Origin of the sequence: Oxynema mangrovii CENA135 (assembly GCF_016632315.1) — a bacterium.
GTDB lineage: Bacteria > Cyanobacteriota > Cyanobacteriia > Cyanobacteriales > Laspinemataceae > Oxynema > Oxynema aestuarii.
In genome coordinates this window covers 536,748-551,535 of the sequence record NZ_JAEOXH010000002.1, presented here as the reverse complement: position 1 = coordinate 551,535, position 14,788 = coordinate 536,748, and the positions used below count along the sequence as shown (strand labels likewise).

At 51.5% G+C, this 14,788-nt stretch carries 9 protein-coding genes; 3 read left to right on the top strand and 6 right to left on the bottom strand.

The window, feature by feature from the left end:
* Positions 1 to 155: 155 nt before the first annotated feature.
* The 3 genes from JJD41_RS16120 to gyrA form a co-directional block, all read right to left on the bottom strand.
* Entirely contained in the window at positions 156 to 818 is a 663-nt protein-coding gene (locus tag JJD41_RS16120; protein ID WP_200668266.1) for an SDR family oxidoreductase, read from the bottom strand.
* Positions 819 to 1,025: 207 nt separating this feature from the next.
* Positions 1,026 to 2,696, bottom strand: coding sequence for an apolipoprotein N-acyltransferase (lnt, locus tag JJD41_RS16115; RefSeq protein WP_200668264.1), 1,671 nt, complete (start codon positions 2,694 to 2,696; stop codon positions 1,026 to 1,028).
* Positions 2,697 to 2,857: 161 nt separating this feature from the next.
* Positions 2,858 to 5,494: a DNA gyrase subunit A gene (gene gyrA / locus JJD41_RS16110; RefSeq protein WP_200668262.1), complete on the bottom strand. Its 2,637-nt coding sequence runs from the start codon at positions 5,492 to 5,494 to the stop codon at positions 2,858 to 2,860.
* Positions 5,495 to 6,024: 530 nt separating this feature from the next.
* Here gyrA and JJD41_RS16105 point away from each other — a divergent pair.
* Positions 6,025 to 6,939 (top strand): histone deacetylase family protein, encoded by a 915-nt coding sequence (locus tag JJD41_RS16105; RefSeq protein ID WP_200668260.1) that lies wholly within the window; start codon positions 6,025 to 6,027, stop codon positions 6,937 to 6,939.
* Between the two features lie 57 nt (positions 6,940 to 6,996).
* On the opposite strand, the gene JJD41_RS16100 is transcribed toward JJD41_RS16105, so the two are convergent.
* The gene (locus JJD41_RS16100; protein WP_200668258.1) at positions 6,997 to 8,163 is read right to left on the bottom strand and encodes a DUF262 domain-containing protein; all 1,167 of its coding nucleotides are present in this window, start codon (positions 8,161 to 8,163) and stop codon (positions 6,997 to 6,999) included.
* A 41-nt stretch (positions 8,164 to 8,204) separates the two neighbouring features.
* Here JJD41_RS16100 and JJD41_RS16095 point away from each other — a divergent pair, with 41 nt between their 5' ends.
* Complete coding sequence (locus tag JJD41_RS16095) at positions 8,205 to 8,405, top strand: hypothetical protein (protein WP_234488866.1); 201 nt, start codon at positions 8,205 to 8,207, stop codon at positions 8,403 to 8,405.
* 227 nt (positions 8,406 to 8,632) lie between these two features.
* Here JJD41_RS16095 and JJD41_RS16090 read toward each other — a convergent pair whose 3' ends face one another.
* Entirely contained in the window at positions 8,633 to 10,681 is a 2,049-nt protein-coding gene (locus tag JJD41_RS16090) for a cation:proton antiporter domain-containing protein (protein WP_200668254.1), read from the bottom strand.
* A 100-nt stretch (positions 10,682 to 10,781) separates the two neighbouring features.
* A complete protein-coding gene (locus tag JJD41_RS16085; RefSeq protein WP_200668245.1) occupies positions 10,782 to 11,366 on the bottom strand; it encodes an HD domain-containing protein in 585 nt (194 codons plus the stop codon).
* Positions 11,367 to 12,144: 778 nt separating this feature from the next.
* On the opposite strand from JJD41_RS16085, the gene ppsA reads away from it, so the two are divergent.
* Positions 12,145 to 14,667, top strand: coding sequence for a phosphoenolpyruvate synthase (gene ppsA / locus JJD41_RS16080; protein WP_200668243.1), 2,523 nt, complete (start codon positions 12,145 to 12,147; stop codon positions 14,665 to 14,667).
* The last annotated feature ends 121 nt before the right edge of the window (positions 14,668 to 14,788 follow it).

Sequence of the window (14,788 nt, the reverse complement as noted above, 5' to 3'; positions counted from 1 at the left end):
CAACAAGCACGATCGGCTTTGTTTTTCTTTATAAAGATTGTAGCGATCGCCCCACGCAAATTCTACCTTCTCTATCTTTCTGACGCGGCGATCGCCGATCGGATCTGTCCCCGATGAGGTTAAAAATTGCGAGATTAACGATCGCTACAACCTATCTACCACGGCAATACTTCCCCATTGGCGTGCCAAAATGTACCGGAATTATCTAAATTTAATTCGTCGATGCGATCGATGAGTTTGGCGGCGGCTTCTTCCGGCGGGGTTCCTTGATATCCAGTCATCCGCGTGGCAATTAAACCCGGATGCAAAATAGCAACAGCAATTCCACGAGGTTTGAGGTCGATTGAGAGCGATTTTCCCGCCATACTCAAGGCGACTTTTGACATCCGATAGGCGTAAGAACTGCCGGAAGTATTATCGTCAATCGATGCCATTCGACTCGTCATAATGGCGATTTTAGAACCCTGATTTAACTGGGTTAAAAGAGCGCGGGTAATTCGTAATGTTCCCAGGGTGTTGACTTCAAATAACTTACGGATATCTTCTTCAAAATTCGGATCTTCTAATGCCGTTCTCGACCAAATCCCTGCATTATTAATCAACACGTCTAATTGAATCCCTTGGAGGCGATCGACTAAGGTTTCAATGCTGCTAGGATCGCTGAGGTCAACTCCGGTTTCGACTCGGACGCCCAAAGCGTCTAATTCCGAGGAAGATTCGCGACAAACGGCGATGATGGTTTCGCCTCGATCGCGCAACTGCTGGCAAAAAGCGAGACCGATACCGCGATTTGCACCTGTAATTAAATAAGTTCCCATTTTAGTCGCTTGAAGTCTATTTTTCTCTATCCAAACAGGGAAGGCGATCGCCCGTCAAGAGGGTCGCAAATTGGAGAAAGGTTAAAACGTCGAACGCAAAGTTATTTTTAAAAAGCAAATATTATCGAAGTAATATGCTTTTGTTTCGGGTTTTCATGGTATATTGTGTTCGTGAGTTTTATTCTATTTTCGTCAATCGAAAGATTGCTACGGTGAAAACTTTCTAATTCTCCATTCCAGACCCGTTACAATCACCGCCAGTATTCCTAAAAAACGAGTTAGCCAATCGCCCCAACGGACGTATAAAGTTTGGGTGTCTCGGCGATAAATTGTGGCGATATGTTCTTGATAGCGATTGATTTGCGATCGCCATAATATGCGTCCGTGAGGGTCGATAACACTAGATAATCCCGTATTCGTGGCGCGGACGATCCAGCGATCGCTTTCGATCGCGCGCATCAGATCGAGGGCATTATGTTGGTGCATCTGTACGGGGGTATAATGGGCGTCGTTAGACGCACTTAAAATAAATTGACCCCCCGCCGCCGCTTGGCGCCGAAAATGCTCTGGAAAGGCGGAATCGTAGCAAATTCCGACGATCGCCCGTCCGAAAGGGGTCTCGAAAATTTGATGTTTGTCTCCGTGAACTAAATGAGCCTCTAAAGGAGAAAGGCGATCGATAAATTTTCCTAAAATCTCTTCAAAAGGAATGTATTCTCCGAGGGGAACTAACTTGGTTTTATCGTAACGGCTGTAGGTTTCTCCCGTTCCCGTTACCGTTAATAAACTATTCGTAATATTACCATCTTCGGTTTGAGCAAAGGTTCCGACCCACGCCGGGATGTTTTTTTCTAAAATAACTCGATAAAAATCACGAGATTCTCGGCTTTTTTCCGTCCAGAGATACGGTAAAGCGGTTTCGGGAGTCAGGACGATATCGACGCCGCGATCGGCGAGGGTTTCATAACCCGTGGTATAGCCGTATAATGCTTTTTGATAGCCGAAGTAATTGAGTTTAATCTCGTTGGGAATATTCCCTTGAATGAGACCGACTTTTAAAGCGCGATCGCCGAGGTCATTTAAGGGACGAGAAAACCAGTAAAAGCCGATCGCATGAACCGTACAAAATAAAATTAAAGCCGTTAACAATAACCCGCGAATCCGACGAACCGATCGCCCCTCCTCGCAAGAGTTTTTAAAATAAGAAATCAGTCCTTCCGCGATCGCGCCGTTGACCGCAACGATCGCCGCCGCGACTGTATTCGGTCCCGAGAGTTGAGATAAGTGCAAAATCGCTAAATTATTCGGACTTTGAGTATAGGCGATCGCCGTCCACCACAAGTCCCCCGCACTCCAAACCGACTCTAAAATACACCAAGTTGCCGTTGCTAAAATCAAGCGAGTCATGACGTGAGTTCGCGTGGTCGCGATCGCCAGAACCGTTGCCCAAACCACGACCAACCCCGCCCCCCACAAGCTGATAAACCCCCAACAAAACAGGGCGATCGCCAAACTCGGCCACCAGGGAACCCCCATCCAGGTCATCGGATGGATGCCCAAAATCCACGATAAAGCCACGCCGTGATAGCCCAAGCCCCACACCAGGGGAAACGCCCACAGTCGCAACCAAAACCGTAATTTTGGCTCTTGTTTTAACGTTTTTAAAATAGAAAAGAGGCGATTTTTTTGAATGGGTTTCTGGTGGGAGAAAAATGAAAGAATCGCCGAATTGCGAGATTCAAAGGCGATCGCCATCCAAAGCGGCACCAACGCCACCCACCCTAAAGGCCATACATTCATTGGGGCGGGGGTCAACCCCCCCATCACAACCCCCCCAGCAAAGGTCAACCCCAAACGGGTCATTGTGGTTAATTTCATCAGCAATTCTTGCGATCTAAAACAGTGAGAGACGCGAAATTTCGCGCCTCTACAAATTGAATCAATAATAAAATTAATCCCGTCAATTTTGGCAGAACCCCGGTTTTTCTGGCTGTCCTGTCAACCGAAAAAACCGGGAAGTTCTAGGAAAATTCGACGGGTTAAGCCTCTACGCCGATCTCTTCGTCCCCTTCCGCCGACGGAGGAACCAACGCCACCGCGACGATCGCATCTTCGCGATCGATCCGTTGCACTCGTACCCCTTTCGCCGACCGGGATTGAGACGAAATCGCTTTCGCCGCCTGACGGATGATAATCCCCCGGTTGGTCACGATCATCAATTCGTCATCTTCGGTAACCACCCGCAGGGCAGCGAGTTGGTCGTTACTCTTGCGGAATTTAATCGCGATGATGCCTTTCCCGGCGCGATTTTGGAGGCGGAATTGAGAGACCGGAACCCGTTTGCCAAAACCGGCAGTAGTAATCACCAGAACCCACGGCCCTTGCTGGGCGGCCATTTCCGGTTCTTCGGCGTCCGTTTCTTCCCCGTCGAGTTCTTCGTCGCCGTCGAGGGTGTCGAGATCGACGGTTTGAACTTCTAATTCCTCGTCGAGGTCGCCGTTATCGCCGTTGGTGTCTTCTTCCAATCCGAGCAAAGTCTGACTGGAAATGACATCCATACTGATTAACTCGTCGTCTTTACGCAAGTTCATCGCTTTGACCCCACGGGTCGATCGCCCCAACGGTCGCAGTTGATTGCGATCGGCTTTGAAGTGGATCGTCATTCCCTTGCGAGATCCGACGATGATGCTATCTTCTTCGCGAGCCCGACGAACCCAGCGCAATTGATCGCCGTCCGCTAAAGAAATCGCGATCAAGCCATTAGAACGAATATTGCTAAATGCAGACAGGGCGGTCTTTTTGATGTAGCCGCCTTTCGTGAGCATGATCAGATATTCGTCATCGGAAAACTCGCTGACCGGGACGATCGAGGTAATTCGTTCTTCCCGAGGAATCGGCAACATTTGGACGATCGCCATCCCTCGGGCCGTGCGCGATCCGGTGGGAATTTGATAGGCTTTCATGGAGAAAACCACGCCGCGATCGGTGAAGAATAGAACGCTATCGTGATCGCAGCAGGTAAAGAAATGCTCGACGCGATCGTCTTCTTTCATCTTCGTTCCCGACTTACCCCGGGTCGCCCGACTTTGCGCCTCGAAGGTACTCACGGGCATCCGCTTGATATAACCTTGTTCCGTAATCAGGATTAAGGCTTTTTCGTTGGCGATCAAATCGGTGGCGTCGATTTCCCCTTCCGCATGTTCGATGACCGTTTGGCGGGGAGTGGCGAATTTCGTTTTGAGCTCACTCGCCTCGGTTTCGATAATGTCGAGAATGCGTTCGCGACGCGCCAAAATATCGCGCAAGTCGGCGATCAGTGCCTGTAATTCGGCGTGTTCTTGTTGAATTTTTTCCGCTTCTAAGGCAGTCAACCGCCGCAATTGCATTTGTAAAATGGCGTCGGCTTGCAGTTCGGACAAACCGAAAGAATCGATTAATTCTTGTTTCGCCGTCGGCGTATCTGGGGCGCGACGAATTAAGGCAATAATCGCGTCTAAGTTTTCCAGGGCGATCAGCAAACCTTGTAACAGGTGATCCCGTTCTTCGGCTTTGCGAAGTTCGTACTGGGTTCGGCGAACGATCGTCTCGACGCGGAAATCGAGGAAAACCTGCAAAAACTCGCGCAAAGTCAGCAGTTGCGGTTCGCCGTCCACGAGGGCGAGCATATTGCAACCGAAGTTACTTTGCAGGGGAGTTTGTTTGTAGAGGTTGTTGAGAACGACTCGGGGATAGGCGTCGCGTTTGAGTTCGATCACGATTCGCATTCCGTCGCGATCGCTCTCGTCGCGAATGTCGGAAATGCCTTCGAGTCGTTTCTCGTTGACCATATCGGCGATTTTTTCGATCATCGCCGCTTTGTTGGTTTGGTAGGGGAGTTCGGTGATGATAATCGCTTCGCGATCGGGGCGTCCCCGTTGTTCGAGGGTTTCGATCGTCGCTACACCGCGCATGGTGATCGACCCGCGCCCGGTGGTGTACGCTTCGCGGATGCTGGTGGTTCCCAGGATTTGTCCCCCGGTGGGAAAGTCCGGTCCGGGGATGTAGCGCATCAATTCGAGATCGTCGATCTCTGGATTGTGGATGAGGGCCACCAATCCGTCAATCAGTTCTCCCAAATTGTGGGGCGGGATGTTGGTCGCCATCCCGACGGCGATCCCGGACGATCCGTTGAGCAGAAGCTGCGGAACCCTTGCGGGCAGGACGATCGGTTCTTGTTGGGACCCGTCGAAGTTGTCGATAAAATCGACGGTTTCCGAGTCGATATCCCGCAACATGGCGTCGGTACTCAAGGGACGCAGGCGACATTCCGTGTACCGCATGGCGGCGGGAGGGTCGTTGTCGATCGAGCCGAAGTTCCCATGTCCGTCGATCAGGGGCGATCGCATCGAAAATGGCTGCGCCATCCGCACCAAGGCATCGTAAACCGCCGTATCGCCGTGAGGGTGGTACTTACCCAGCACTTCCCCCACAACCCGGGCGCACTTCCGGAAGGGGCGGTCTGGGGTCAACCCGAGTTCGTGCATGGCGTAGAGGATGCGCCGATGGACGGGTTTGAGACCATCCCTCGCATCTGGCAGCGCCCGACCTACAATGACGCTCATGGCGTATTCCAGGTAAGACCGGGACATTTCGTTCCGCAGATCCGTCGGGACTATCCGCTCCTGGGAGGTTGTCATAAGATGAAAAACTCCAAAAATATAAGACTCAAGAAGCTATGGCACTGAAAAAAACCACAGTCTTCGACTGAACTCTAAATATGGCCTAATTACTATCAAGATTTTAGCATATTTTATGTAGCTTGGCCGCTTATTCCGTTCCGCCCCATTATTCGAGTAAAGATATATCTTTAAATACGTCTATTTTAGACCTGTTTTAAGTTTAAATGTAGAAACCAATTTTTTTGAGTATTTAGTAACGAACTAAAGTCAAAAAAAATATTGATTTAACAATTTTTTATTGCCCTTTTTTATTGCCTTTTAATAAAAAGCGAGAGCCAACCTATTTGAACTTTTAAAAAATTAAATTTTATTTTCAATTTTTAAAATTCAAGCTTCAAAAGAATCGAGCCGGGGACGATCCGGCGATCGCGCGATCGCCTCGAAGCGGTTTCTCAAAACTCTCCTCGATCGGAGCCGATCTCGAAGGAAACATCGCGAGCGAATTTCTGCAATAATCGATCGCAGATGGGTCAGTGTTGAGGTTGCCTATGTTTTCCGCGATCTACTGCGATGAATTTCTCTTACACGATACCGGGCGGGCGCACCCGGAACGACCCGATCGCCTGCGCGCGATCGTCAAAGCCCTCAAAAGCGCGCCCTGGGCCGATCGCCTCCACTGGCAACACCCCACCCCGCCGAACGAGCGAGCGGTCTCCGAGGCGATCGCACGCATCCACACCCGCCGCCACATCCATGAAGTTGAAACGATCGCCCACAATGGCGGCGGCGGCTTGGATCTGGACACCCCCGTCTCGCCGCGCAGTTATGAAATCGCCGAACTCGCCGTCAGTGCCTGGCTCGATGGCATCGATTGGATTTGCCAAACCGGAGATCCGGCCTTTGTTTTAGCCCGTCCCCCCGGTCATCACGCCACCCCCGATCGCGGTATGGGCTTCTGTTTGTTCTCCAACGCCGCGATCGCCGCCTACTACGCGATCGAACAGTGCGGCATCGATCGCGTCGGGATCCTCGATTGGGATGTCCATCACGGCAATGGCACCCAGGCGATCGTCGAAACACACCCCCAAATCACCTACTGTTCCCTCCATCAATTCCCCTGCTATCCGGGAACCGGACGGGCTCAAGAAACCGGATCGTACAACAACGTCCTCAACATTCCCATGAAACCCGGAAGCACGGGCGCCGAATACAAACAGGCATTCGAGGAAAAAATCATGCCGTTTTTCGAGAACTTCAAACCCGACATCCTGATCGTCAGCGCCGGATATGACGGCAACTCCACCGATCCGCTCGCCGGGATCGACCTGCAACCCGAAGACTTCGGCCTCTTTACAAATTACTGCCTGCAACTCACTCGCCGAATCGTGTTCGGACTCGAAGGCGGTTACGAACTCGACAGCTTGAGTCGCTCCGTCCTTGCCACGATCGCCCCGTGTTTGTAGTCGCGATCCCCGCCGAACTCGAAGGAGGAATACTACACCCTTTCCAACTGCCCTTTCCTACTGGCCGACTTGCAAATAAGGTACGTCCAAGCCAATATTTAAAAGGGCTTCGCGCCACTTGTCCAAACGCATTTGAATCCGGTCTTTATTTTTCGTTGAAGACGTAATGGCCTCGCAAAACTCCGGATCTTGGCAGACCTGTTTTAAAGCTTCGACGATTTCATCTTTCATCGCCCGAATATCTTCGGATTGAAGATGGGCGAAAAAGAGCATTACCACGTCGTAAATCGCTCGATTGAGGGATTTTTCCCAACCATTTTCGAGGGTGTATCGCCGAAAGGCACGATCTTCAAACACGTAATAAACATCGTCGATCGTCCGTCGGAATAAAGCTCGATGTTGTTCGAGCGTCTCCTCGTCAAAGTCGATTCCCGATTCCAAATAGCGATCGAGAAAACGGGCGAGAGTCCCTTTATATTCGGACAAGTGGAAATGAAAGGCAAAAAAGCGCAAAATCATTTCACAATCGTGCATCCGCTTGTCAATATCACTCACCCGTCGCGCTTTTTGAAAGACCTCATCTTCTGAAAGTTGGTGAATGAGATCGTTTAACTTGCCGCGATAGACGCTATTTCTCAACTCTTGGGCATTGAGCGGCACAAAACCGCTATTGAGTCGCTCGAACACGTCGTATTTAATATCCGGATGCGACTCTTTAAGAATGACAATGCAACGGATCGTGCGCGACAATAACAGGCGCTTGTAAGGAGTGTCGAGTTGATAAAACTTCTGCCGATTCAGTTCCGAGAGAACTTTCAACGCTCTGAGGGGATATTCGTCATGGAGAAATCGATAAATCGCGGTGAGTCGTTGTTGACCGTCGATCACGCTGTAGGTTCCGTCTTCCAATTCGGCGAAATAGCAAACGGGAATCGGAACGTTGAGCAAGAGTGACTCGATCAACCGACTCGATTTCGTCCGATCCCAAACTTGACGGCGCTGGAATTTGTCGGCGAGAATCAGCGTTCCATCGTCGATCTGATCTTTGAGGGAACGAATGACGAAATCGTAGGGATGGGTTACTAATTTACGATCGGACAAAGGAATTTCCAATTCTGGGGAGTCTTCGTCTTCTTCAGCATCAAATTTTTCTTCTACCAACACCGCTTCTTCTTCTTCACTGTTGGTATCCGCGTTCGCAATGGTCAAACCTGTTTCGATCATGGGCTGTCTCCTGTGTTTCCGCTTCGACCTGTCAGATTGAGGTGAGGGAGATTTCTTCGAGCGTCGAATTATTTCATTCTCGTCGATTGAGGTCGTCTCCGGTTGAAAGAGTCGAGCCTGTTATTATTCGTCAGTTTAACAGTTATATCATTTTAAGTTTTGAATTTGAAATTGAAGCCGGGGGAATGCTACAAAAACTACACGGCGATCTAGAGGCGATCGCCTCGACGAGATTAAATTAAGAGAAATTTGAGACGACAGGGGGCGATCCTCCACCTCTGGATCCTCTCGAATCCGTACCGATGGGAATTGTTCCATACAGTCCATGAGGGCGATCGCCCCCCATTTCAACCGGGGTTCGACAGAGGCTCGCTCCTCCCCGCCTTCCTCGCTTCGCGATCGTCGTCGAGCAATCGACGGCTAACTGTAAACTGTAAACTCCAAACTCTAAAACCTATTATAAATTCTCCTATTCCGGTTCCCCCAACATCACCAAAGATAGGGATAATTGACGCAGGAGTTGAGTAGTCAGATCGTCGATTTCTAATCCCGCGACCGTTCGGCGCCGGGTCGATCGCAAAATCGCCAGATCGTAAGGCGCCGAGGCGGTCACGATCGCCCCCACCGGGTCGTCATCGGCTAAAATCGCGATCTGCGAGGGAGTGCTTCCCGACCACTGGGCCACCAACTGGGACAGTTGCGCGCCGATCTGCTCGTGGACTTCCGGCGAGGTATGCCGATCTCCGGCATATAAAAGGGTGACTTCCCCTTGATTGGCGCTCGCTAAAATAAATGCCACCCGTACCGACAGCACGGATTGAGCGATCGCGCGATCGACCAGAACTAGAATGCGTTGCATTTGCATCGGCGAGGCGAGCAATCGGGTCACCGCCACGGGACAGTGTGCCCCCCACAACACGGAATCGATCGCATTCCCGAACAGGCGCGATCGCAAACTCGTCGTTTCCGACCATCCCATGACGATCGCGCTAGCATTTTGCTCTCGACTCCCATGGACGATTCCCAAGGCGACGTCGCTGTCAATCCGCAGGATACCTCGGGCGCTCACTCCCAAGCTGCGGGCGAACTCGACCGCCTCGTTCGCGAGTCGTTCGCCGCGCGCGATCGCCTCGTCTAAGGCGCTCACCTCCATGTAGGCGATCGAACGGGCGATCGACAACGACACGATCTGTCCGGCTTCGGCACGGGCTAACAATCCCGCCAGTTCGACCAAATAGCGCTCGGTTTCGGGATTGCAAACAGGCACCACTACTGTAAATACATGACCGATTTGTGCTTCTGTCTCGTCGAAAGTCGTGGCGATCGCCCCTAAATCCGCTTCCGGTAAAGGCAGGGCTCCCGCCACCCGCGCCGTCACCCACGGTCCGAGGGTCGCCGTCACCAACATCATCACGATCGCGCTATTTAACACCTCTTCGGTTAAAATTCCCTGGCGATAGCCGACAATCGTCGCCGCTAAGGTCGCCGCGACTTGCGGAATCGAAAGGGACCAAATGGCGATCGTTTCGGCCCGGGTGTAGCGATACAGCCATTGGGTCCCCACCGCCGCGATCCATTTACTCCCCAATAAGGCGCCGATAATGGCGATCGTCAGCCCAAAGGAGGCTAACCCTTTGGCAAATTCTTGCAAGTCGATTAACAGTCCCAAGTTAATAATAAACATGGGAATAAATAAAACACTGCCGACAAAGACGACTTTTTCTTTAACGGTTTCCGATTCGACTACTTCGTTGACCGCCATTCCTGCTAAAAAAGCGCCGATAATTTTTTCGACGCCGATAACTTGGGCGCCGACCGCCGCGACAAAAACCGCTAATAAGATAAACAAAAATTGATTGCCTTCTTCGTCTCCCGATCGCCGAAAAAATTCTTTGCCGATCCAGTTGACTCCCCAGAGGACGACGGCGGAGTAAAGGCTCAAAGATACGATTAAAATGAGTAACTCGATGGGGGTGAAATCTCCCGTTTTTACGCCCACGCAAATCGCTAAAACGAGTAAGGCGGGAATATTGGTAAAAATTGTCCCTCCCAAGGCGACGATCACCGCTTCGTTCCCCATTAAACCCATGCGACTTAGAATGGGATATCCTAATGGAGTATGGGAAGAGAGTAAGGAACCGAGTAAGATCGAAGCATTCCAGTCGAAGCCAAACCAACGACCGACGATCGTTCCGGCAATGAGGGGAAAGAGAAAGGTGAGAAAACCAAATCCCAACGCGCGATCGCGCACGCGCTGGAATTGAGCGATGTCCATTTCTAATCCGGCCACAAACATCAAGTAAACGACTCCGATATCGGAGAGCAGTTTCATCGTTTCGCTTTGGGATTCGAGCAGTTGCAATCCATGGGGTCCGAAGACGACTCCCGCGACGAGCAAGCCTACTAAACCGGGAAGTTGCAAGCGCTCGAAACAGAGGGGAACGACTAAAATAATGCCGAGCAACAAGGCGAAGGGAAAAATCGGATCTTGAGCGAATAAATCTCTGAGAATTTCCATGTTCGAGGGGTTGAAGAGGACGACCGTTACACCGCCTACCTAGAGAAAAACCCGTTTCGAGAAGAAACGGGTCGGGTTGAAACCGTGGGGGGATTTAGATTTAAGAGGAGAGTCGAACGGGGTTTTTACAGGTGGTTTCCAGTTCGTCAACGACCCGGGCGAGGTCTTCGATTAAGGGGGTCGAATCGATTTGTTTGAAGGTTTCGACGAGCGATCGGTAGTACCATAAGGTTCCGTCGCGACCGCCTTTGAAGCGCTTCCACAGGTCTTCGCCGACTTGTCGGTAATCGTTGAGGATGGAACGGGCGTTGTGGAGTTTGTCCGCCGCACAGACGAGGCGGACGGAGGGGGAAGCGCTGAGGAGGTGGGCGAGGTAGGCTTCTTTTCGCTGGCGCCAGGGGGGTTTGGGCAGGGTGTCGGCGTCGGTGCACCCTTCGACGATCGCGGTAACGGTGTCGCCAAAGCGACGGCGAATTTGTTCCCGGACGATCGCGCCGCCTTGGTCTTCGATGGCGTCGTGAAGTAAGGCGGCGATCGCTTCGTCTTCGTTGGCGCCGTATTCGAGGGCGATGCTGGCGACGGCGAGTAAGTGGGCGATGTAGGGGATTCCCGACCCTTTGCGGGTCTGGGTGGCGTGCAATTCGGCAGCAAAACTGAGGGCTTCGTTAAATCGTTTGGACAACATGACGCTCGCTCCCGATCGATCTGGCGATCGCACTCTAGCGTAAAAATGGCGCGATCGGATCTCGAGGGGAAACGTCGCCGGATCGGCCCGAATGGCGGAAACGGGGTAATGTGATATAGATTACAGTCAGGCCGAAAAAAACGTGCTAATCTGCCTATACATCAGCGTGAAAAAGCGCTGGTAACCGTAAGGAATTCCACACAGTAGCGATCGGATGTTTGATGCGCGATCGTTCGCTTTCAATCTGAAATTCCCTCAATTTCGACTGAAATCGACCCTATCGATTTACAGGTCTTCGCCGCGATCGGTCTCGGTGCGAGGCGCGATCGTCGCGTAGCTTGTCCATCCCACTCGAAAAAAAGCGGCGCTCTCCCGGTAGCGATCGCCCCAGAATTTCTCCAAATCCCTTTTATTTTCATCCTTTAAATGGCGCGATCGCCGCGATCGGATTGTTATTACCTATCTCTATCTCTCGATTTCCAACCTCCTAGAGTTACTTCCGTAATATTTAGAAATAAACAACCCTCATCGATGAAAAGTCAATGAGAATTCATTTCATTTCCAGACTTGAAATGAACTAAAAATCGATCTACAATAATTCAATATTAGCATTTTTCAAATTTCACAAAGTTTTAACATTAAACACTTTTTTAAGATTTAAACCATTGATTTTCTAAAAACTCGTGTTTATGATCGAGCATAGCGTGTCAAAGAAGAAAACACACGTTTGACAACAGTTCTTATACAGAATTGCCGTACGCATAGAGGAATAAAACCTATGGTTTCCACCGCTCCTGAAAAAACGCCTCAAGGTTCCAAAGAAACCGCATTCGTTTTGTGGTTTGAAGAAGTCGGCATTGCCGATCTCGCCTTAGTCGGCGGTAAAAACTCCTCACTGGGTGAAATGATCCAGCAACTGGCGTCCAAAGGCGTCAGCGTTCCCACGGGGTTTGCCACCACCGCCTATGCCTATCGTTATTTCATCGAAAAAGCGGGATTAGAAGAAAAGCTACGCAAACTCTTTGCCGACCTCGACCTCGATGACGTCAACAACTTGCGGGAGCGGGGGAAACAGGCTCGCGCCCTCGTGATGAACACCCCCTTCCCCCAAGACCTGCAAGACGCCATTGCCGCCGCTTACCTGCAACTGTGTAAGCGTTACGGCGGCGATAGCCAGTTTTGCGAGCGCTTCGGCCCCGACTACCAAAAAGTTTGCGAAGAATACAGCAGCGACACCGACGTAGCCGTCCGTTCTAGCGCCACCGCCGAAGACTTACCCGACGCCAGTTTCGCCGGACAACAAGAAACCTACCTCAACGTCCACGGCGTCAAAGGGGTACTCGAAGCCTGCCACAAGTGCTTCGCCTCCTTGTTCACCGACCGCGCCATCTCCTACCGCCACCAATATGCTGAGAAGCGCGAAGACTTCGACGAATTCAGCGTCGCCCTCTCCGTCGGCGTCCAAAAAATGGTGCGTTCCGACCTCGCCACCTCCGGAGTCATGTTCTCCATCGACACGGAAACGGGCTTTAAGAATGCCGCCTTAATCACCGCCGCTTACGGTTTGGGTGAAAACGTGGTGCAAGGGGCCGTCAACCCCGACGAATACTTCGTCTTCAAACCGACCTTAAAAGAAGGCAAGCGTCCGATCCTCGAAAAACGGCTCGGCAGTAAAGAAATCAAAATGGTCTACGACTTGGGCGGTTCCAAGCTGACCAAAAACGTTCCCGTTCCCGAACCGGAGCGCGAAAAATTCTGCATCAGCGACGAAGAGATCCTGACTTTGGCGAAATGGGCTTGCATCATCGAAGACCACTACAGCCAAGTCCGGGGCAAAGACACGCCGATGGACATCGAGTGGGCGAAAGATGGGATGACGGGCGAACTGTTTATCGTGCAAGCCCGTCCGGAAACCGTCCAATCGCAAAAAGCCGGAAACGTCATCCGCAACTTCAAACTCAACGGAACGAGTGACGTTTTAGCACGCGGTCGTGCTGTCGGCGAAATGATCGGTCAAGGAAAAGCCCGGGTCATCCTCGACGTTCACAAGATCGACCAGTTCAAAGAAGGAGAAGTCCTCGTTACCAACAAGACGGACCCCGACTGGGAGCCGATCATGAAGAAATCGAGCGCGATCGTCACCAACCAAGGCGGACGCACCTGTCACGCCGCGATCATCGCTCGGGAAATGGGGATTCCGGCGATCGTCGGATGCGGAACCGCCACCGCCGACATCGAAACCGGACAAGAAATCACCGTTTCTTGCTCCGAAGGGGAAGAAGGAAAAGTCTACTCCGGCTTGATTCCCTTTGAAGTCCAAGAAACCAAAATCGACAACCTGCCGCGCACCAAGACTAAAATCTTGATGAACGTCGGCAACCCTGAAGAAGCCTTCGGTCTGTCCTCGATTCCTTGCGATGGCGTCGGTTTGGCTCGCTTCGAGTTCATCATCGCCAACCACATCAAAGCGCACCCCTTAGCGTTGATTCATTACGACGAACTCGAAGATGAAAGCGTCAAGAAAGAAATCGCCAAACTGACGGCCCTCTATCCGAAGAACAAACCGGAATTCTTCGTAGACAAGCTCGCTCACGGGATCGGCACGATCGCCGCAGCGTTCTATCCCAATCCCGTCGTCGTCCGCATGTCCGACTTCAAGAGCAACGAATATGCGAACCTCCTCGGCGGTAAGCAATTCGAGCCGAAAGAAGAAAACCCGATGATCGGCTGGCGCGGTGCCTCCCGCTACTACGATCCGAAGTACGAACAAGCTTACGGATTGGAATGTAAAGCCCTCAAACGGGTTCGCGACGAAATGGGTCTGACCAACGTCATCCCGATGATCCCGTTCTGCCGCACCCCGGACGAAGGTCGCAAAGTGCTAGAGACGATGGAGAAATACGGTCTCAAGCGCGGCGAAAACGGCCTGCAAGTCTACGTGATGTGCGAAATCCCGAGTAACGTCATCCTCGCCGACCAATACAGCGAAATCTTCGATGGCTTCTCGATCGGTTCCAACGACCTCACCCAGCTCACCTTGGGTCTCGATCGCGACTCCGCGTTAGTGGCTCACATCTTCGACGAACGCAACAAAGCGGTCAAAGATATGGTGCAAATGGTAATCGAAAAAGCCAAGAAAAACGGTCGCAAGATCGGGATCTGCGGTCAAGCGCCCTCCGACTATCCGGAATTCGCCCGCTTCTTGGTCGAACTCGGGATCGACTCGATCAGCTTGAACCCCGACTCCGTGATGAAGACCTTACTCGACATTGCCAAGTTGGAAGAATCCCTCAATCGTTAGATTGTCATTAGCCTCGGTGTAGGGGGAAGTTTTGATACTCCCCCGACTCCCATAAAGCCCGCTTCGGCGGGCTTTTTTATCAACTCGCGGATGGATATTGTAGAGCGGTAGGGCTAGTCAT

Bases quoted from the DNA above. Each gene is read 5' to 3' on its own strand.
- JJD41_RS16090 (WP_200668254.1), bottom strand. From the start codon at position 10,681: ATGGAAATTCTCAGAGATTTATTCGCTCAAGATCCGATTTTTCCCTTC.
- JJD41_RS16105 (WP_200668260.1), top strand. From the start codon at position 6,025: ATGTTTTCCGCGATCTACTGCGATGAATTTCTCTTACACGATACCGGG.
- JJD41_RS16100 (WP_200668258.1), bottom strand. From the start codon at position 8,163: ATGATCGAAACAGGTTTGACCATTGCGAACGCGGATACCAACAGTGAA.
- lnt (WP_200668264.1), bottom strand. From the start codon at position 2,696: ATGAAATTAACCACAATGACCCGTTTGGGGTTGACCTTTGCTGGGGGG.
- JJD41_RS16120 (WP_200668266.1), bottom strand. From the start codon at position 818: ATGGGAACTTATTTAATTACAGGTGCAAATCGCGGTATCGGTCTCGCT.
- gyrA (WP_200668262.1), bottom strand. From the start codon at position 5,494: ATGACAACCTCCCAGGAGCGGATAGTCCCGACGGATCTGCGGAACGAA.
- JJD41_RS16085 (WP_200668245.1), bottom strand. From the start codon at position 11,366: ATGTTGTCCAAACGATTTAACGAAGCCCTCAGTTTTGCTGCCGAATTG.
- ppsA (WP_200668243.1), top strand. From the start codon at position 12,145: ATGGTTTCCACCGCTCCTGAAAAAACGCCTCAAGGTTCCAAAGAAACC.